Origin of the sequence: Microbacterium hydrothermale (assembly GCF_004854025.1) — a bacterium.
In the GTDB taxonomy this organism is placed as follows: Bacteria; Actinomycetota; Actinomycetes; order Actinomycetales; family Microbacteriaceae; genus Microbacterium; species Microbacterium hydrothermale.
Genome location: NZ_STGM01000002.1, coordinates 554,530 through 572,100, shown reverse-complemented (window position 1 = coordinate 572,100; position 17,571 = coordinate 554,530). Strand labels below are relative to the sequence as shown.

Genomic DNA, 17,571 nt, shown 5'->3' with positions numbered 1-17,571 from the left:
ATGCTGGCATCCATGACCTCCCGACCCGCCCCCCTGCTGCGCCCCGACGGCTCGCCGATCCGCGCGCTCGTCGTCGACGACGAGGCCAACCTGAGCGAACTGCTGCGCATGGCGCTGCAGAACGAGGGGTGGGACACCCGCACGGCCGCCGACGGTCAGGAGGCGCTCGCCGTCATCCGCGACTTCGACCCCGATCTGCTCGTGCTCGACATCATGATGCCCGGGCTCGACGGCATGGGGTTGCTCGCGCGCGTCCGGGCCGCGGGCAACGACGCGCCCGTGCTGTTCCTGACGGCGAAGGATGCCGTCGAAGACCGCATCGCGGGCATCTCGGCGGGCGCCGACGATTACGTCACGAAGCCCTTCAACCTCGAGGAGGTCGTCGTGCGGCTGCGGGGGATGGCCCGGCGCCACGTCGCCGCGGCCGCCGACGCCGATCCGCGCCTGCGCGTCGGCGATCTCACGCTCGACGAGGAGGCGTACGAGGTCGAGCGCGGCGGCATCCCGGTCAAACTGACCGCGCGCGAGTTCGAACTTCTGCGCTACCTGATGCAGAACCCGCGACGGGTGCTGAGCAAGGCGCAGATCCTCGACCAGGTGTGGAGCTACGACTTCGGCGGCGACGGCAGCGTCGTGGAGATCTACATCTCGTACCTGCGCAAGAAGATCGACACCCTCGGCGAACCGCTCATCCACACGGTGCGCGGCGTCGGCTACACGATCAAGGCGTCATGACCGCGTCCGCCGTGTCGCGGCATCCGTCGTCGCGGCGGCCGTCCGGTCGGCGCTCGCCGGGGCGGCGCTGGACGCTGCGCCGCACCCTCGTCGTCGGAACCAGCCTGCTCGTCGCGCTCGCCTTCGTCGTCATGAGCCTCGCGACGATCGTGTCGCTGCGCTCGTTCACCCTCGACCGCCTCGATCAGCAGGTGAGCGAGGGCCTGTCGTTCGCGGCCGGTCGCGGGTCGTTCGAGAACCGCGGCGGATCCCCACCCGCACCCAATCAGGGCCAGGGCCAGGATGCCGATCGCCCCGCGCCGCGGATCGGATCGCTGCAGGCGGTGGTCGCCGCCGACGGCACCGTGCGCACCTCCGACTACACCCGCAGCGACGGCACGCAGGTGCAGCTGACCGCGGAGCAGGTGGCCCTGCTGCGGGCCGATGTGCCGACCGACCGCACCCCGGTCACGATCGATCTCGGCGGCGACCTCGGGTCGTTCCGGATCGCCGCGGCCGAGGTCAACGGCACCACGGTGTTCGCGGGCAACTCCGAGGCGGACGTGTCGGCGACCACGACCGCGCTGACCGTCATCCTGCTCGCGGTGAGCGCGGCGACCCTGCTGATCGCGGTTCTCGGTCTCTCGCTCTTCGTCCGCCGGAGCCTGCGCCCGCTCGATCGCGTGGCCGAGGTGGCACAGCGCGTGTCGACGCTCTCGCTCGCCGCCGGGAGCGTCGAGATCCCCGACCGCGTGGCCGCCGCCGACACCGACCCGGCAACCGAGGTGGGTCGGGTCGGGTCGTCGCTGAACGGTCTCCTCGGTCACGTGCAGACCTCTCTCGCCGCCCGCCAGCACAGCGAAGACCAGCTGCGCCGGTTCATCGCCGACGCGAGCCACGAACTGCGCACGCCGCTGTCGAGCATCCGCGGGTACGCGCAACTGTCGCTCGGCGAGGACGCGCCGATGACGCCGACGCAGGCGCGCTCGTTCGACCGGATCGAGTCGGAGGCCACGCGCATGGCATCCCTCGTCGACGACCTGCTCCTGCTGGCGCGCCTGGATGCCGGCCAGCCTCTGCGCCGCGAGGAGGTCGAGCTGACGCTGCTCGCGGTCGACGCCGTCAGCGACGCGCAGGCGGCGGATGCCACCCACGTGTGGCGCCTCGACGTCACCGACGACCTCATCTCGGTGACGGGCGACGAGAACCGTCTGCGGCAGGTGGTGGCGAACCTGCTGCGCAACGCCCAGGTGCACACCCCGCCCGGCACGACCGTCACGCTGTCGCTCGCCCGCGACGGGGGAGAGGTGGTGCTGCGCGTCGCCGACGACGGACCGGGCATCGACCCCGCGCTCGCGGGGCGCTTGTTCGACCGGTTCGCGCGCGGCGACGACTCCCGCAACCGGGATGCCGGCAGCACGGGTCTCGGTCTGTCGATCGCGCAGGCGATCGTCGAGGCGCACGGCGGCAGCATCGCGGTCGAGAGCGAGCCCGGGCGCACGACGTTCGCCGTGCGCCTGCCGGTGTGACCCGTCCCTCCTGCGTGAGTCGCCAGAAATCGTCGCTGGGGAAGGTGTCGAAGCGACGAAACTTGGCGACTCACGCGGGATGCGGAGGGGGATCAGGCTCGCGGGGCTCCGGCGCTTTCGCGGACGACGAGCTCCGGGGTGACGGCGGAGTCGGGCGAGGAGTGGCCCTCGGTCAACCAGCTGCCGAGCAGCGCGAAGGTGCGCCGGCCCAGATCGACGAAGTCCTGGCGGACCGTCGTGAGGGCGGGGGTCCACATGCGGGCGAACGGCTGGTCGTCGAAGCCGACGATGCTGACATCGTCCGGGATCCGTCGCCCGACCTCCTGATAGGCGCGGGCGACGCCGATGGCGAGCTCGTCGTTGCCGCAGAGCACGGCGGTCGTCTCGGGCATGCCGAGGAGCGTCTGGGCGACGTCGTACCCGGACGTCGGCGAGTAATTCGCCCGCAAGACGGCGGGGACGCTCGCCCCGGCCTCCTCGAGCGCGGCGCGCCAGCCCCACTCGCGACCCGTCCCGGGCCGGGTGGCGGGGATTGCGACGTGGTGCACGGTGCGATGCCCTTGCGCCAGCAGGTACTTCGTAGCCTCGTACCCTCCCGCGTAGTCGTCGAGGAACGCGTGGGGGACCTCGCCCGGCGGTCGGCGCGCCCCGGCGGCCGCGACGACGGGCACGGTCTTCGGCATGGCCGCGAGTGTCTGCACGCCCAGGTCGTCGAACTCGATCACGATGGCCCCCGCCAAGGGCTGGGAGAGCGCGCCGTCGATCGCCGCCGCGATGGCGCGCGGATCGTCGGACTCGACCACGGCGATCATGACGACGTAGCCGGCGGCCCGTGCGGCCTCCTCGATGCCCTGCAGCGTCGCGGCGTAGCCGTAGCGGATCGTGTTGCGGGCGAACACCGCCACCGTCGAGCGTCGCCCGCTCACCAGCGATTGGGCGGCGGCGTTAGGTCGGTAGCCGAGCTCGGCGACCGCCGCCTCCACCTTCTGGCGCAGGCGGTCGCTCACGGGGGTCCGGCCTGACAGGACGCGCGAGACCGTCGACAGGCTGACCCCCGCCTTCTCGGCCACGTCGACGATTCCCGGGACATCTCGATCGAGCGGCATCACCCGATCCTAGTGACCAACGTTTTCTCCGACGAAGACCGATTTCTGACCAACGTTTGCAGGATGCGGTTGCCCGTGCTACTTTGACCAACGTTTGCAGGACCCGATGAGGGGTCCTCATGGAAGGCGACGACGCAGTGACCACCCACGTGATGACCGAGATCGCAGACGAGCTCGCAGCCCCTTGGCCCGCGGCCGTGACGCTGCGTGCGGCGGGTGCGGCCGTCATCCTGGGACTTCCCGCCGACGCGCTCCCCTTCGTCATCCACTGGGGCGGCGACATCGGTGCCCAGGATGCCGACTCCCTCCGCGAGCTCTCGCTCCACGCGCAGCCTCCCCTCGCCACCAACGGCGTCGACGTGCCCGTGATCGTCGGTCTCCTGCCGGAGAACTCCGCCGGGTGGACGGGGACGCCGGGACTGTCCGGACACCGCGCCGGGCGCGCGTGGTCGACGCGATTCGTTCCGACCGACGTCGACATCGCCGACGACGCCTCGAACGGCGGGTCCGTGCGGGTGGAGGCGGTCGATCTCGACGCGCGCCTCGCGCTCACCCTCAAGATCGAGATGCTCCCGAGCGGATTGCTGCGACTCTCGGCGGAGCTGCGCAACGACGGCGACGACACCTACACCGTCGACGCCCTGCAGCTCGCGCTGCCCGTTCCCACCCGCGCCGACGTCGTGCACGACATGGCCGGTCGCTGGGGCAAGGAGAAGGTCGCCCAGTCCCGGCCCTTCACGGTCGGCTCGCACCTGCGCGAGGGCCGCCATGGGCGCACGGGCGCCGACGCCGCGGCCTTCCTCGCCGCCGGGACCGGCGACCTCGACTTCGCCCAGGGCGAGGTGTGGGGCCTGCACGTGGCCTTCAGCGGCAACCATCGGGTGCTCGCCGAGCGCGCCTTCTCCGGCGAGCGGCTGCTTCTCGGCGGCGAGCTCCTCTTGCCCGGCGAGATGCCCTTGGCGCCGGGGGAGTCGTACGCGACGCCCGCCGTCTACGCGGGGTACGGCACCGGCCTCGACGCGGTCGCCGCCCGCTTCCACACCCACCTCCGTTCGCGTCCCTCGCACCCCCGCACCGCGCGTCCCGTCGTGATGAACGTGTGGGAGGCGGTCTACTTCGACCACGACCTCACGCGTCTGCTCGAACTGGCCGACGCCGCCCAGCGGGTGGGTGTCGAGCGGTTCGTGCTCGACGACGGGTGGTTCGGCTCGCGGCGCGACGACACCTCGGGGCTGGGCGACTGGGTCATCGCCGAAGACGTCTGGGGCGGCGGACGGTTCCGCGCCCTCGTCGAGGGGGTCAAGGGCCGAGGCATGCAGTTCGGGCTCTGGTTCGAGCCCGAGATGGTCAACGTCGCGTCGGAGCTCGCCACCGCCCACCCCGAGTGGCTGCTGCAGGTGCCCGGCCGCCTGCCGGTCGACTTCCGGCATCAGCAGGTGCTCGACCTGTCGCACCCGGGCGCCTATGCCCACGTCCGCGATCAGATCGTCTCGCTCGTGCGCGAGTACGGCATCGACTACATCAAGTGGGACCACAATCGCGACCTGATCGAGGCGGGGTCCACCCGCACCGGTCGCGCGGGCGTCCACGAGCAGACCCTTGCCACGTACCGTCTCCTCGACGACATCCGCCAGGCCTGCCCGGGGCTGGAGATCGAGTCGTGCTCGTCGGGAGGCGCGCGCATCGACCTCGGCATCCTGGAGCACACCGACCGCGTGTGGGCGTCGGACTGCATCGACGCCCGCGAACGTCAGCAGATCCAGCGGTGGACCGCGCAGCTGCTGCCGCCGGAGCTCGTCGGCAGCCATGTCGGCGCCGACCGCGCGCACACCACCCGTCGGCGCCTCGACCTCGACTTCCGCGCGGCCACCGCCCTCTTCGGCCACTTCGGCATCGAGTGGGACCTCATCACCGCCTCCGACGACGAGATCGAGCGGCTCGCGGCCTGGGTGGCCTACTACAAGGACGTGCGCCAGCTCATCCACACGGGAACGACCGTCCGCCGCGAGCTCGAGGGCGGCGACGTCTGGCTGAACGGCGCGGTGAGCATCGGCCGCGATCGCGCGCTGTACGCGGTCGTCCTCCGCGAGCGTCACGTCACCTGGCCGGCGGGGCGCGTGCGCCTCCCGGGGCTCGACCCCGACCGCGAATACCGCGTGCGCATGGGCGGTCCTGGACCGCTGCCGGCGTACGACCCCCGCATCCACCCGTCGTGGTTCCGCAGCGGCACCACCCTGACGGGAGCCGTCCTGCAGGAGATCGGGCTGCACGTGCCCGCGCTGGATCCCGACAACAGTGCCCTTCTCGAAGTGGAGGTCGTGCGATGAGCACCCCGACCCGATCGGTCGACACGCGGTCCCTCGACACGCGCGCGATCGTCGCCCCGAAGACGAAGCGCCGTCGGCGCGGCGACGCGAAGGTCGCCCTCTTCTTCATCGCCCCCGCCGCCCTCGGGTTCCTCGCGTTCTACCTGATCCCGTCTCTGCGCGGCATCTGGTTCAGCTTCACCGACCAGAACCTCATCGGTGCCGGGAAGTTCGTGGGGCTCGAGAACTACACCCGGATGCTGGCGGACCCGCTGTTCTGGAATTCGCTCGGCGTCACCGTCGAGTACGTGGTCATCAACATCGGCGTGCAGACGGTGCTCGCCGTCGGGATCGCGGTCCTCATGCATCGCCTCACCCGGTCGGCCGTCATCCGCGGCATCATCCTGCTGCCCTACCTCGTCGCCAACGTGGTCGTCGCCCTGGTCTGGTTCTGGATGATGGACTACTCCACCGGCATCATCAACGTCTTCATCGACGCCCTCGGCGGCGACCGTATGGCCTTCTTCGGCAGCGAGACGCTCGCGATCCCGACCATCGCGCTCATCAACGTGTGGCGTTACGTCGGCTACACCGCTCTGCTGGTCTTCGCGGGCTTGCAGACCATCCCGACCCAGCTCTACGAGGCGGCCGCGCTCGACGGCGCCTCCGAGGTGCGGATGTTCCGCTCCATCACGCTGCCGTTGCTGCGCCCCGTGCTGGCGCTGGTGCTGGTGATCACCGTCGTCGGGTCGTTCCAGATCTTCGACACCGTGGCGGTCACGACCGAGGGCGGACCGATCAACTCCACCCGCGTCATCTACTACTACATCTACCAACAGGCCTTCGAGAAGTTCGACCTCGGCTACGCGTCGGCCATGTCGGTGTTCCTGCTGGTCGTGTTGGCCGTCGTCGCCTACTTCCAGCTCAAGATCATGCGCTCGAACTCGTCGGATCTGGCCTAGGAGCCCCTCATGACCGCTGTCGCCACGCCGCCCCGCGTCACCCGCCCTGAGCCGACCCCCGTGGACCCCCGCCGCGCGGCGCCCCGCCGCCGCCGCATCGGGCTCGGACGCATCCTCGCCTGGTCGGCCCTCGTCGTCCTGCTCGTCGTGACGCTGTTCCCGTTCTATTGGATGCTGCGCACCGCGCTGTCGACCAACACCGCGCTGTACACGAACGCCGGCAGTCTGCTGCCGGTCGAGTTCAGCTGGGGAGGCTTCGCCCGCGTGCTGGGTCTGTCGTCACCCGCCGAGGCGGCGGCCGAGGGCGGCACGACCGGGTCGATCGATTTCTGGCTGTACCTGCGCAACACCGTGATCGTGGCTACCGTGATCACCGTCGGTCAGGTGCTGTTCTCCTCCATGGCCGCCTACGCTTTCGCGCGTCTGCACTGGAAGGGCCGCGACGCCGTGTTCTTCCTGTTCCTGACCGCGTTGATGATCCCGCCGATCTTCGTGCAGCTGCCGAACTTCATCCTCATCCGCGACCTGGGCCTGCTGAACACCCTGGCGGGCATCATCCTGCCGTTCTTCTTCATGACGCCGTTCGCGATCTTCTTCATGCGCCAGTTCTTCCTCGGCATCAGTCGCGAGGTCGAGGAGTCCGCCAAGATCGACGGTGCCGGGCACCTGCGCATCTTCTTCCGGATCGTGCTGCCCATGTCGTCCACTCCCGTGTTCACGCTCGCGCTGCTGACCTACATCACCGCATGGGGCGAGTACTTCTGGCCGCTGCTCGTGGGCCGCGCCGACGACTCGCGGGTGCTCACGGTGGCCCTCGGCATCTTCCGCTCCCAGACCCCGCAGACGGGCCCCGACTGGGCCGGTCTCATGGCGGGGACGCTCATCGCGGCCCTGCCGATCTTCGTCCTGTTCGTCCTCTTCGGCCGCAAGCTCGTCGACAACCTCGGCTACTCCGGCATCAAGTGATCCCCCCGCCCCTCATCTCCCGCCCGGCGACCCGAGAGCCGGGCGGGGAGCCCCACCCGCACGTCCACTCCTGAAAGGCACTCCCATGCGCACCACCTCACGCGCGCGCCGCACCGTCGCGGTCGCCGTCGTCGCCGCGGCCGTCCCCGTCATCCTCGCCGGGTGCTCCTCGGCCGGGGGCCCCGGGGCCTCCGGCGGCAGCACCATCACCTACTGGCTCTGGGACAGCAACCAGCAGCCCGCCTACCAGCAGTGCGCGGACGATTTCCAGAAGTCGTCGGGCGTCACGGTGAAGATCGAGCAGTTCGGCTGGTCGGACTACTGGCAGGGCCTGACCACCGGCTTCGCCTCGGGCACCGCTCCGGACGTCTTCGCCGACCACCTGTCGTACTACCCCGAGTTCGTGTCCCAGGGGCAGCTTCTCGACATCTCCGACCGCGTCGAGAAGGACGGCGTCGATCTCGGCATCTACCAGGACGGCCTCGCCGACCTGTGGACCACGCAGGAGGGGGGTCGCTACGGCCTGCCGAAGGACTTCGACACCGTGGCGACGTTCTACAACGAGAAGATGGTGACGGATGCCGGCTACACGGCCGACCAGCTGTCGGATCTCGCGTGGAACACCGCCGACGGCGGCTCGTTCGAGAAGCTCGTCGCCCACCTCACGGTCGACCAGAACGGCGTGCGCGGCGACGAGGCCGGCTTCGACAAGTCGAAGGTGGCGGTGTACGGCCTCGCGCTCAGCGGCAACGGCCTGAACGCGAGCGGCCAGCAGACGTGGTCGCCCTACGCCCTCGGCAACGACTGGTACTACGGCGACAAGACGCCGTGGACCAGCTCGTGGAACTTCGGCGACAAGGCCTTCACCGACACCCTCGCCTGGTACAAGGGCCTGATCGACAAGGGCTACATGCCCAGCGTCGACATCGCCCTGTCGGAGCAGGACCCGCTCAACGGTTACCTCGCCGGTCGCTACGCCCTCGTCACCGACGGCAGCTGGATGAACGGCTCGTACCTCGGTCAGGACAAGGTCGCCACGAAGGTCGCCCCCACCCCGGTGGGCCCGAGCGGTGAGCGCGCCAGCCTGTTCAACGGTCTCTCCGACGGCATCTGGGCCGGAAGCAAGAACCAGGATGCCGCATGGCAGTGGGTCAAATACCTCGCTTCCGCCGACTGCCAGGACGTCATCGGCGATGCCGCCGTCGTCTTCCCGGCGGTGAAGTCCTCCACCGCCAAGGCGGAGGCCGCGTTCAAGGCCAAGGGCTGGGACGTCACCGGGTTCACCGAGCAGGTGACCGACGGCACCACCAAGCTGCTGCCCATCGCCGACCACTGGTCGGACGTGAACGACACCATGAAGGCCGCCATCGAGTCCTACCTCAAGGGCGCGTCCGACGCCGGCGCACTGAAGACCGCGAACGATCAGGTCGACGCCCTCTTCAAGTGACTCGACACCCGGGGTGCCCGTTCCGCAGCGGGCGCCCCGGGCCACACCTCACCGTGACGCGTCGTGAGCGTCACGCCCGAGACCCGGCATCCATTCGCCCCTCTTCCCCTCCCGGCGCGCTGTCGCGCCGTCCCACCGCAGGATCCCGCCCCACCGTACGAAGGAGTACACGTGACCCGCCCCCGCCTGAACCTCGCGCGAGCGACCGCCTGCACGGCGCTCTCCGCGCTGGTGATCTCCGGCCTCGCCGTCGGAGCCGCCGCACCGGCGAACGCCGCAACCGTCGACGTCATCGGCGTCGACTTCAGCAAGACCGACGGTGCCGTCAAGGGCGGCGCATCGGGCATGCTCTACGGCCTGTCGGACGACGGCGTGCCCACCGACCCGATCCTCGCCGGCGCGAGCCCCAAGAACGTCACGCAGAAGGCCCCGCACGGGGCGCAGCACCCCAACGGCGACCCGCTCCAGGTCGAGGACTCGTTCTTCGACAACGGCGGCCAGTACTTGATGACCAACATCCAGGACTACTACCCCGACTGGGCGTACAACGGCGGCAAACGGCCGTCCGACTTCTCCACCTACCTCGACATCGTGCGCAAGGTGGTCAAGAGCGTCGTCGACGAATCCGACCACCCCGAGAAGTACGTCTTCACGCCGTTCAACGAGCCCGACGGAGGCAACTGGTACGGCGACTGGGGGGCCATGAAGGACACCTACCTCCAGGATTGGAAGGCCGTCTACCAGGCCATCAAGGAGGTTTACCCCGACGCGAAGATCGCCGGCAACGGCGACACCCGTTGGCAGCCCGATCGCACGCGCGACTTCCTCAGCTACGCGAAGGCCAACGGCGTGCTGCCTGACATGTTCACGTGGCACGAGCTCAGCCGCAGCAGCCTGCAATATTTCCGTCAGCACCTCGCCGACTACCGCAAGATCGAGAGCGACCTCGGCATCGCGGCTCGCCCGGTCAACATCACCGAGTACGCGATGCGCCGCGACATGTCGGTGCCCGGCAACCTCGTGCAGTGGTTGGCGATGTTCGAGGACGAGAAGGTCGACGCGCAGACGGCGTATTGGACCTACGCCGGCAACCTCAACGACAACATGGCCAAGAACAACAGCGCCAACGGCGCGTGGTGGCTCCTCAAGTGGTACGGCGACCTCTCCGGCCAGACCGTCTCGGTCACCCCGCCCGCCCTCAACGCGCCCGACACCCTGCAGGGCATCGGCGCGGTCGACACCGCGAAGAAGCAGGCCACCGTGCTGTTCGGCGGCACGAACAACGCCACGCGCCTCGACCTGTCCGGCCTCGACCCGGCCGTCTTCGGCAGCACCGTCGACGTGCAGGTGCGCGAGGCGGAGTGGTCGGGTCAGGAAGGCGAGGCCCAGGCACCGCCCGTCGTCGTGACCAAGAGGGTGGCTGTCGGCGGCACCATCCAGATCGATGTGCCGAGCTCCAACCGTCTCGACGCCTACCAGGCCGTCATCACGCCGGCCCTGCCCACGGCCCCCGTCGTGGATTCGACGTGGTCGACGAGCATCGAGGCCGAGAACACGGCGCTGAAGGACGTGACGGCGTACACCCAGGATCCGGCCGCGGACTGGACCTTCTCGGCATCCGGAGGTCGTGATGTCGGGTCGACCAACAAGGCGACGTCGTCGCTGACCTGGACGGTCGACGTGCCCACGACCGGCACCTACCGCTTCGGGGCGATCGCGGGCGTCAACGGCAGCAAGATCGGGCCGGGATCGCACGCGCTGTTCGTCGACGGCACGAAGGCCGCCACCATCGACTACGAGGCGGGCTTCGACTGGAGCTACCGCGGTCGCGGCGAAACGCTCGTCTCGCTCACGCAGGGCAGTCACCAGCTGTCCGTGCGTATGAGCGCCGACGGGTCGACGCTGCTCCCCGGCTCGGACATCTCGCTCGACCGCTTCGACCTCACGCGCATCGCCGGCGCCGAGACGACGACCTACCCGGCCGTGCTCTCGCGCACCGACGCGCCATTGGATTACGGCAAGGGCGCGGCGGTGCTGAGCGGTGACAAGAGCGCCACGTTCTTCGCCTCCGCGCGGGAGACGGGCTACTACGACGTCGCCGTGCGCTACTCCACGACCGGAGCCGCGGGTCTCGGCCTGCGTCTGAACGACCGCACGGTCGTCGGGCTCGGCGCCGACAAGGCGGGCACCTGGACGTCGACGGCGCGGGTGCACCTCGCCGAGGGCATCAGCGAGCTGCGACTGGCCTCGGCCGAGGGAGCGGCCGTGCAGTCGATCACGGTCACCCGGGCCGCGGACGGCGACGCGGCCACGGTGCGCGTCGAGGGCGAGGATTCCTCGCGCATCGCCCTGCACGGCACGGCGCGCCTGGAGACCCCGGGAGCACCCACCAACGTCTCGGGCAAGCAGTTCGGCTGGCTCGGCGGTGGTGCCGACAACTACGCCACCCTCGCCCGCCCCAGCGGCCTCGGAGCGGGGCAGTACGACCTGTCGGTGCGCTACTCGAACGCCGAGAAGAACACCGGTCACGCCTACAACACCGACGTCATCACGCGCTTCCTCGAGGTGACCGAGGACGGGGGCACGACCACCCGCGGCGCATTCCGCAACAACTACTCGTGGAACGGATTCTGGACGCACACGGTGCCGCTCGATCTGAGCACCGCGAGTGGTTCGCTACGACTGGGCAACACCACCGGCAACGCCCCGAACATCGACTGGCTCGCGATCTCGCCCCTGGTGACCAAGACCACCAACGCGGCCGACGCGGTCCTGACGGCGGATGCCACGGCATCCACCCGGAAGCTCGCGGGCAAGGTCTACATCACGGTGGACGTCACGAACACCTCGTCGGTGGTGACGGACGTCGCGATCGCGACCGCGTACGGGAGCAAGACCTTCACCGGTGTGCAGCCCGGCAAGAAGGTCAGCGTCTCGATCAACACGACGAAGTCGTCGATCCCCGCGGGGCAGGCGACCGTCACGCTGAGCGGAACCGTCAACGGGGGACCGACCACCCAGAAGATCGTCGCCCCGTACAACGCCCAGAACTGACACCGAGTGGGGGCGGGCAGCCGCCCCCACTCCTCACCCACTCGAAGGGACACGTCCATGAGGATTCACCTCGCTGTCGGCGTCGGCGCGCTGACGGCAACCTTGCTCGTCTGCGGCGGATCGGCCATCGCCGCGGCCGTCGAACCAGGCGGGAGCAGCGACGTCGGCGTCGACGTCGACATCGCCCGCGTCACCACCCCGGGAGTGCTCGTCATGACCGTCGCGCCCGGCCGTGCGAACCTCGTGGAGGACGGGTCGACCGACACGGTGCGTCGTTTCACCGGCTCGCTACCCCAGGTGACCGTCACCGATACGCGCGACCCGGCGCAGCTGGCCACGAGCTCCGGGTGGTACGTGCTCGGCAGCGCGAGCGTCTTCACGGGCGCCGGCGGAGCGAGCATCGGCGCCGATCACCTCGGCTGGAGGCCCAAGCTGATCACGGGCGACGCCGACACCGTCTCGATCGGCGGGGACGTGGGAACGTCCCTCGACGAGAACACCGGCGACGAGGCGGCGACGAACCGCGGGCTCGTCGACAAGGAGCTGCTCGCGCTCGGCGATCCGCAGTCCCTGCCCGACGGCGGCGTGACCTCGACCGCGACGGCGGACCTCACCTTGAAGGTCGAGTCCACCGTTCCGGCGGGCGCGTACTCCTCGGTCATCACCCTCTCCCTGTTCGAATGACCCGCCTCGGCGGCGCGCTCGTTCCCGCGCACGGGCGCGCCGTCGCGCGGAGGACTCCGCTGATGCGCACCTCCCTCACGAGGATGGCCGCGGTGGTGGCGCTCGCCGCCGCCCTCCTGACGCCCGCGGCCTCCACCGAGGCCGCCACCCCCGCGGTGTCGTCAACTGCCGCGACCCCCGTTCCCGCCGCGAGCGGCGCCGTCAGCTGGTCTGTCGAGCCCGCGGGCGAGGACGGCGCGCCCGACGGGCGCTCGTGGATAGAGCTGACCCTCGACGCGGGGCAGCGCGTCGAGGCGTACATGCGCGTCACCAACCGCGGGAGCCGGACGGCGACGTTCGCGCTGTCGGCCGCCGACGGGTACTTCACCGAGGAGGGTCGGTTCTCCATGCTGCCGGCCGGCCAGGCCTCCGCGGATGCCGGAACCTGGATCACCCTCGCCGACTCCGTCACGATCGAGCCGGGCGCGAGTGCCGTCGTGCCCTTCGTCGTCGCGGTGCCGGCCCAGGCGACGCCCGGCGACCACCTGGCTGGTGTCGCGGCGGGCGTGTACTCCGAACGCGACGGCGTCGCCGTGGAGTCGCGGATCGGGTTCCGCGTCATGACCCGCGTCACCGGCGAGCTCGCGCCCGCCGTGGCCTCCACCGTGAGCGCGGATTACGCCCCCTCGTGGAACCCTTTCCTGCCCGGACGTCTCACCGTCGTGGTCACCACGACGAACACCGGGAACACACGCCTGGTCGCGCAGGAGGCGGTGACCGCCGCGGGGCCCCTCGGCGTCGCAGCTCGGTCGGCGCTCCCGCAGGGGCTGCCGGAACTGGCACCCGGCGACGTGCGCCGGACCACGACCGTCATCGACGATGTGTGGCCGACTTTCGCGACCACGGCCGGCGTCCGCACCTCGGCGACGGGGGTGACCGATGCCGGCGAGACGGCCTCCGCCACGGCGGAGGCGACGGTGGGCACCCCGCCGTGGAGTCAGCTCGGCGTGCTGCTGGCGGCTGCGGGGCTGGCCGTGCTGGTCCTTCGAGACCGCCGCCGCAGACGAGAGCGCTGGGAGCGGCGACTGGAGCAGGCGCGCGACGAGGGGCGCCGAGCGGTTCAGGCGGGCGCCGCGCTCGCGCTCGTGGTGGTGCTGGGCCTCGGGGTTCCGCTCGCTACGGCGCCGCCGGCGGCGGCCTCGGCCACCGTCGACGTCGACATCACCCCACGCCCGACGAGCTCGCCGTTCGCCACGCTCCGTCCCGCGCCGGCGACCGGTTCCGACGTCGACTCCGACTCGACGCTCGCGCGGACGGGGGCGGGGGTGCCGTCCGCCCTGATCGTCGGGGGCCTCGGGATCGTCGCCGCCGGGATCGTCCTGCGGATCAGGGGGTGAGGGCGTGTCGTCGGGCGGATGCCGATCCGTCCTCGGCCGCGCTCCCGACATCCCCGCTCTGATCGCTCGCGGGTCGCGGTGCGACGGTGGCGGTCGGCCGTTCCCGCGGCCCCGGCCGTCGGCGCGCACGCCGCGCGACGGTCCGACCCCCGGCGCCCGCCCGAACCCGGCGCGCCCCGCGGGCGGGCCCGCCCGTCCGTGACGCGGCCGTCCGCGACAGCGGCATCCGGGGGCGGACCCGCCTGCCCGGATCAGCCGATCAGGCTCGGCTGCAGATCGCGCAGCGTGCGGTGATGCGTCATGCGCGTCACGCCGATCGCCGCGAGCAGCACGCCGCCGGCCATCCACGCGCCGAGCACGAGCAGGTCGGGCCCGACGCGCGAGACGTCTCCGCCGTACATGACCTGCCGCATGGCATCCACGACGTATCCCATGGGCAGCACGTGGTGAAGCGCCGCCAGGGGAGCGGGAAGGGTCTGCCACGGGAACGTCCCGCCCGCGGTGACCAGCTGCAGCACCATCAGTACGAGCCCGAGGAACTGCCCCACCGAGCCGAGCCACACGTTCAGCGCGAGCACGATCGCCGCGTAGGTCGCGGAGGCGAAGAGCAGGATGCCGAGGGCGGCCCACGGATTCGCGAACGAGAACTGCAGCGCGATCGCGAGCACCGTGAACAGCCCGACCATCTGCAGGGCGCCGAGGCCCGCGGGCGTCAGCCAGCCCGCGAGGGTCACGCGGACGGGGGAGCGCAGAGCCGTGATGGCGCGCTTGGAGACGGGCTTGACGATGAGGAACAGCGCGTAGATGCCGATCCAGCCGGCGAGGGCGGCGAAGAAGGGGGCGAGACCCGCTCCGTAGTTCTGCGCCTTGGTCACCGAGCTCGTGCCGACCGCGACGGGGTCGCTGATGGCCGCCGCCTGCGCCTGGCGTGTGGCGTCGTCGGAGTCGGGGATCTGCTCGACGCCGGCGGCGAGGCCGTCGCGCAGCTGCGTCGCCCCGTCGGAGAGCTGACCGATGCCGCTGTCGAGCTGCGCCGCGCCGTCGCGCAGCTGGGCGGAGCCGTCGCGCAGCTGCGCGGCTCCGGATGCCGCGGTCGCGGCGCCGTCGGCGAGGGCGGAGGCGCCGCTCGCGGCGGTGGCGGCCCCCGAGGCGACGGACGCGCTGCCGTCGGCGACCTGCCGAGCGCCGTCGTCGAGTTGGTTGATCTGGTCGACGGTGCTCTGCACGCGGTCGTTCGCGGACGACAGGCGCTCTCCCACGGGGTCCAGGCGCGTGAGGATCTCGTTGATGCGCGCCTGATCGAGACCGGCGTTCGCGAGGGCCGTGGCGATGTCGGCGCGCGCCTGGGGGAGCTGCGCGGCGGCGTCGCCGGCGATCGAGCCGACCTGTCGCGCGGCCGCGTCGATGCGGTCGACGCCGTCGGCGACCTGCGCGGCGCCGTCGGCCACGCGCGCCGAGCCGTCGCGCAGCTGCGCGGTGCCGTCGCGCAGCTGGCTCGCGCCCGAGGAGAGCTGGGACGTCCCGTCGGCGAGCTGGGCGGAGCCGTCGGCGAGGGTGACCGACCCGCTGGCGAGCTGGGAGGATCCGTCCTTCGCGGTCGCGAGACCGTCGACGAGCTGCGTCGCCCCGTTCGCGGCGTCCACGAGCTTCACGCGGATGGTGTGCAGGGCGTCGAGCAGGGTCCCCCCGGCTTCGTCGATCACCTTCTGCGCGACCGAGGTCTGGATCTTCGCCACCGCCTGCGTGCCGATGGTCGAGGCGAGGTAGTTGTTGGCGTCGTTGGTACGCAGTTCGATGTCGGCCTGGCGGGGGGTGTCGCTCGAGAGTGAGGCCACGGCATCCGTGAAGTCGGCGGGCAGGGTCACGATGAAGTCGAAGTCGCCGGCCTGCAGCCCCGCGTCGGCCTGATCGGCCGACACGCGGTGCCACTCGAACGTGTCGCTGTCGAGCAGCTGCTCGGCGGCCTCGTCGCCGAGGTTGCGCTGCTCGCCGTTCACCTCGGCGCCCTGGTCGTCGACGACGAGAGCGACGGGGACGCTCGAGAGGTTGCCGTAGGGGTCCTGGTTGGCCCAGAGGTACAGGCCGCCGTAGAGGATCGGCACCGCGAGCAGGGCGATCAGCGCCAGCACCGACATGCGCGTCGAGGTGAGACGGCGCAGTTCGGCCGTGATCATCTGCGGGATCTTCATCGCGTCGTCTCCTCGGCGTCGTCGAGCAGGTCGATCGCGGTGCGCGACGCGCGCCCGGCGATCACGAGCACGGCGTAGCCGCGCTCGGCGAACTCGCGGGCGATGCGCCACCACCCGAGGGGTTCCCCGCCGTGACGGTCGGGCGCGACGAGCACGAGGCCCTCGACGCCGGTGCGCAGCGCCGCGAGCTCGAGCAGCAGGCGCACCCGCGCGGCGGGGTCGATGTTGCCCACGGGAAGCGACGCGATCGAGTCGAGTCCGATCTGCTCGAGCCACCGTGCGGCCGCGAAGGGCGTCGGTGAGTGACCGGCGAACATGAGTTCTTCGGCGACGACGCCGGTGACGGTGACGTTCGGTTCGGGCTCCGACACGATCGGGGCGTCGACGAGCGCCACGCGGCGGCGGATCGCGCCGCGGTCGGTGCGTCCGTCGATCGTGACGGTGCCGGCATCGACCTTCATGCGTCCGGATGCCACCAGGCCCAGCACCGTGGGACGTTGCTCGGTCTCCGCGACGACGAGGGTCGCGGTGCCCGTCTCGTAGGCGGTCGTGGTCTCGGGAAGGGCGCTGCGGCCCTTGGCGACGGCGTCGACGACGATCTTCATCAGGCCTGCGCCTCCAGGTCGGGGTGCTGCGCGAGGATCTCGCGCGCCTCGGTCCACGAGAGCCCGGCCATGCCCAGCACGGCGCACACCGCGATGGCGCGCGCCGTCGAGGACTCGGCATCCACCCGCGAGACGACCATGCGACCGGTCTCCTCCAGCAGGCGGGCCAGGGTCGGTGCCGGCAGGTCGGTGCGCAGCTCTCCCGCCTCCTGCCCGCGCCGCACGATCGCGTCGATGCGGCGGCGCAGCGGGGCGAGGGCCGCCGAGGTCTCGGGCAGGTGCGCGTCGTCGAGGGCGAGGGCCGCGGCGGCCTGCACGTGAGCGGCTTCACGCCAGAGCTCGGATGCCAGGCGCGCGAGAGCGACGCGGGAGTCGGTGTCGTCGACGTCGTCGGCGATCGCGTTGAAGCGGGCGGCCCCCGCGGCGATGACCTCGCGCACGATCGCGTTGCGGTCGTCGAAGTGACCGTAGAGCGCACGGCGCGAGAGGCCGGCGCGGCGGGCGATCGTGTCGATCGAGGCGCGGGGATCGTGCCCGATGGCGGCGGTGGCCGCGTCGAGGATGCCGGCGCGGTTCTCGACGGCGTCGCGGCGGGTGGGGGTGCTCACAGGTCGAGTGTACTCCGAAAGTGCA

The 17,571-nt window shown here is 71.0% G+C and carries 13 protein-coding genes; 9 read left to right on the top strand and 4 right to left on the bottom strand.

The annotated features are described in order from the left end of the window. Positions 1-12 precede the first annotated feature (12 nt). Both FB047_RS06320 and FB047_RS06315 read left to right on the top strand, forming a co-directional pair. Positions 13-735, top strand: a complete 723-nt coding sequence (locus FB047_RS06320; RefSeq protein WP_276606269.1) for a response regulator transcription factor — start codon at positions 13-15, stop codon at positions 733-735. Then, positions 732-2,243, top strand: coding sequence for a sensor histidine kinase (locus FB047_RS06315; RefSeq protein ID WP_136586330.1), 1,512 nt, complete (start codon positions 732-734; stop codon positions 2,241-2,243). The genes FB047_RS06320 and FB047_RS06315 overlap by 4 nt, the downstream gene beginning before the upstream one ends. Before the next feature lie 92 nt (positions 2,244-2,335). Here the strand turns inward: FB047_RS06315 and FB047_RS06310 are convergent, their stop codons facing one another. After that, positions 2,336-3,349, bottom strand: coding sequence for a LacI family DNA-binding transcriptional regulator (locus FB047_RS06310; RefSeq protein ID WP_136586329.1), 1,014 nt, complete (start codon positions 3,347-3,349; stop codon positions 2,336-2,338). Positions 3,350-3,468: 119 nt separating this feature from the next. Here FB047_RS06310 and FB047_RS06305 point away from each other — a divergent pair, with 119 nt between their 5' ends. The 7 genes from FB047_RS06305 (at position 3,469) to FB047_RS16870 (ending at position 14,144) form a co-directional block, all read left to right on the top strand. Continuing rightward, complete coding sequence (locus FB047_RS06305) at positions 3,469-5,676, top strand: alpha-galactosidase (RefSeq protein ID WP_136586328.1); 2,208 nt, start codon at positions 3,469-3,471, stop codon at positions 5,674-5,676. Continuing rightward, positions 5,673-6,617, top strand: coding sequence for a carbohydrate ABC transporter permease (locus FB047_RS06300; RefSeq protein WP_205822702.1), 945 nt, complete (start codon positions 5,673-5,675; stop codon positions 6,615-6,617). Before FB047_RS06305 ends, FB047_RS06300 begins: the two co-directional genes overlap by 4 nt. Before the next feature lie 9 nt (positions 6,618-6,626). After that, positions 6,627-7,583, top strand: a complete 957-nt coding sequence (locus FB047_RS06295; RefSeq protein ID WP_205822700.1) for a carbohydrate ABC transporter permease — start codon at positions 6,627-6,629, stop codon at positions 7,581-7,583. 85 nt (positions 7,584-7,668) lie between these two features. Beyond that, positions 7,669-9,030, top strand: coding sequence for an ABC transporter substrate-binding protein (locus tag FB047_RS06290; RefSeq protein ID WP_136586327.1), 1,362 nt, complete (start codon positions 7,669-7,671; stop codon positions 9,028-9,030). A gap of 171 nt (positions 9,031-9,201) precedes the next feature. After that, positions 9,202-12,084 carry a hypothetical protein gene (locus FB047_RS06285; RefSeq protein ID WP_136586326.1) on the top strand — a complete coding sequence of 961 codons (2,883 nt, stop codon included), beginning with the start codon at positions 9,202-9,204 and terminating at the stop codon, positions 12,082-12,084. Positions 12,085-12,141: 57 nt separating this feature from the next. Next, the gene (locus FB047_RS06280) at positions 12,142-12,768 is read left to right on the top strand and encodes a hypothetical protein (RefSeq protein ID WP_136586325.1); all 627 of its coding nucleotides are present in this window, start codon (positions 12,142-12,144) and stop codon (positions 12,766-12,768) included. A 62-nt stretch (positions 12,769-12,830) separates the two neighbouring features. Then, positions 12,831-14,144 carry a hypothetical protein gene (locus FB047_RS16870; RefSeq protein WP_167494167.1) on the top strand — a complete coding sequence of 438 codons (1,314 nt, stop codon included), beginning with the start codon at positions 12,831-12,833 and terminating at the stop codon, positions 14,142-14,144. Between the two features lie 251 nt (positions 14,145-14,395). Here FB047_RS16870 and FB047_RS06270 read toward each other — a convergent pair whose 3' ends face one another. From FB047_RS06270 to FB047_RS06260, 3 genes are read right to left on the bottom strand one after another with little or no spacing between them, the layout of a single operon-like run. Next, positions 14,396-16,333, bottom strand: coding sequence for a YhgE/Pip domain-containing protein (locus FB047_RS06270; protein ID WP_136586324.1), 1,938 nt, complete (start codon positions 16,331-16,333; stop codon positions 14,396-14,398). After that, entirely contained in the window at positions 16,330-16,938 is a 609-nt protein-coding gene (locus tag FB047_RS06265; protein WP_136586323.1) for a hypothetical protein, read from the bottom strand. The genes FB047_RS06270 and FB047_RS06265 overlap by 4 nt, the downstream gene beginning before the upstream one ends. Further along, complete coding sequence (locus tag FB047_RS06260) at positions 16,938-17,546, bottom strand: TetR/AcrR family transcriptional regulator (RefSeq protein WP_136586322.1); 609 nt, start codon at positions 17,544-17,546, stop codon at positions 16,938-16,940. Before FB047_RS06260 ends, FB047_RS06265 begins: the two co-directional genes overlap by 1 nt. Positions 17,547-17,571 lie beyond the last annotated feature (25 nt).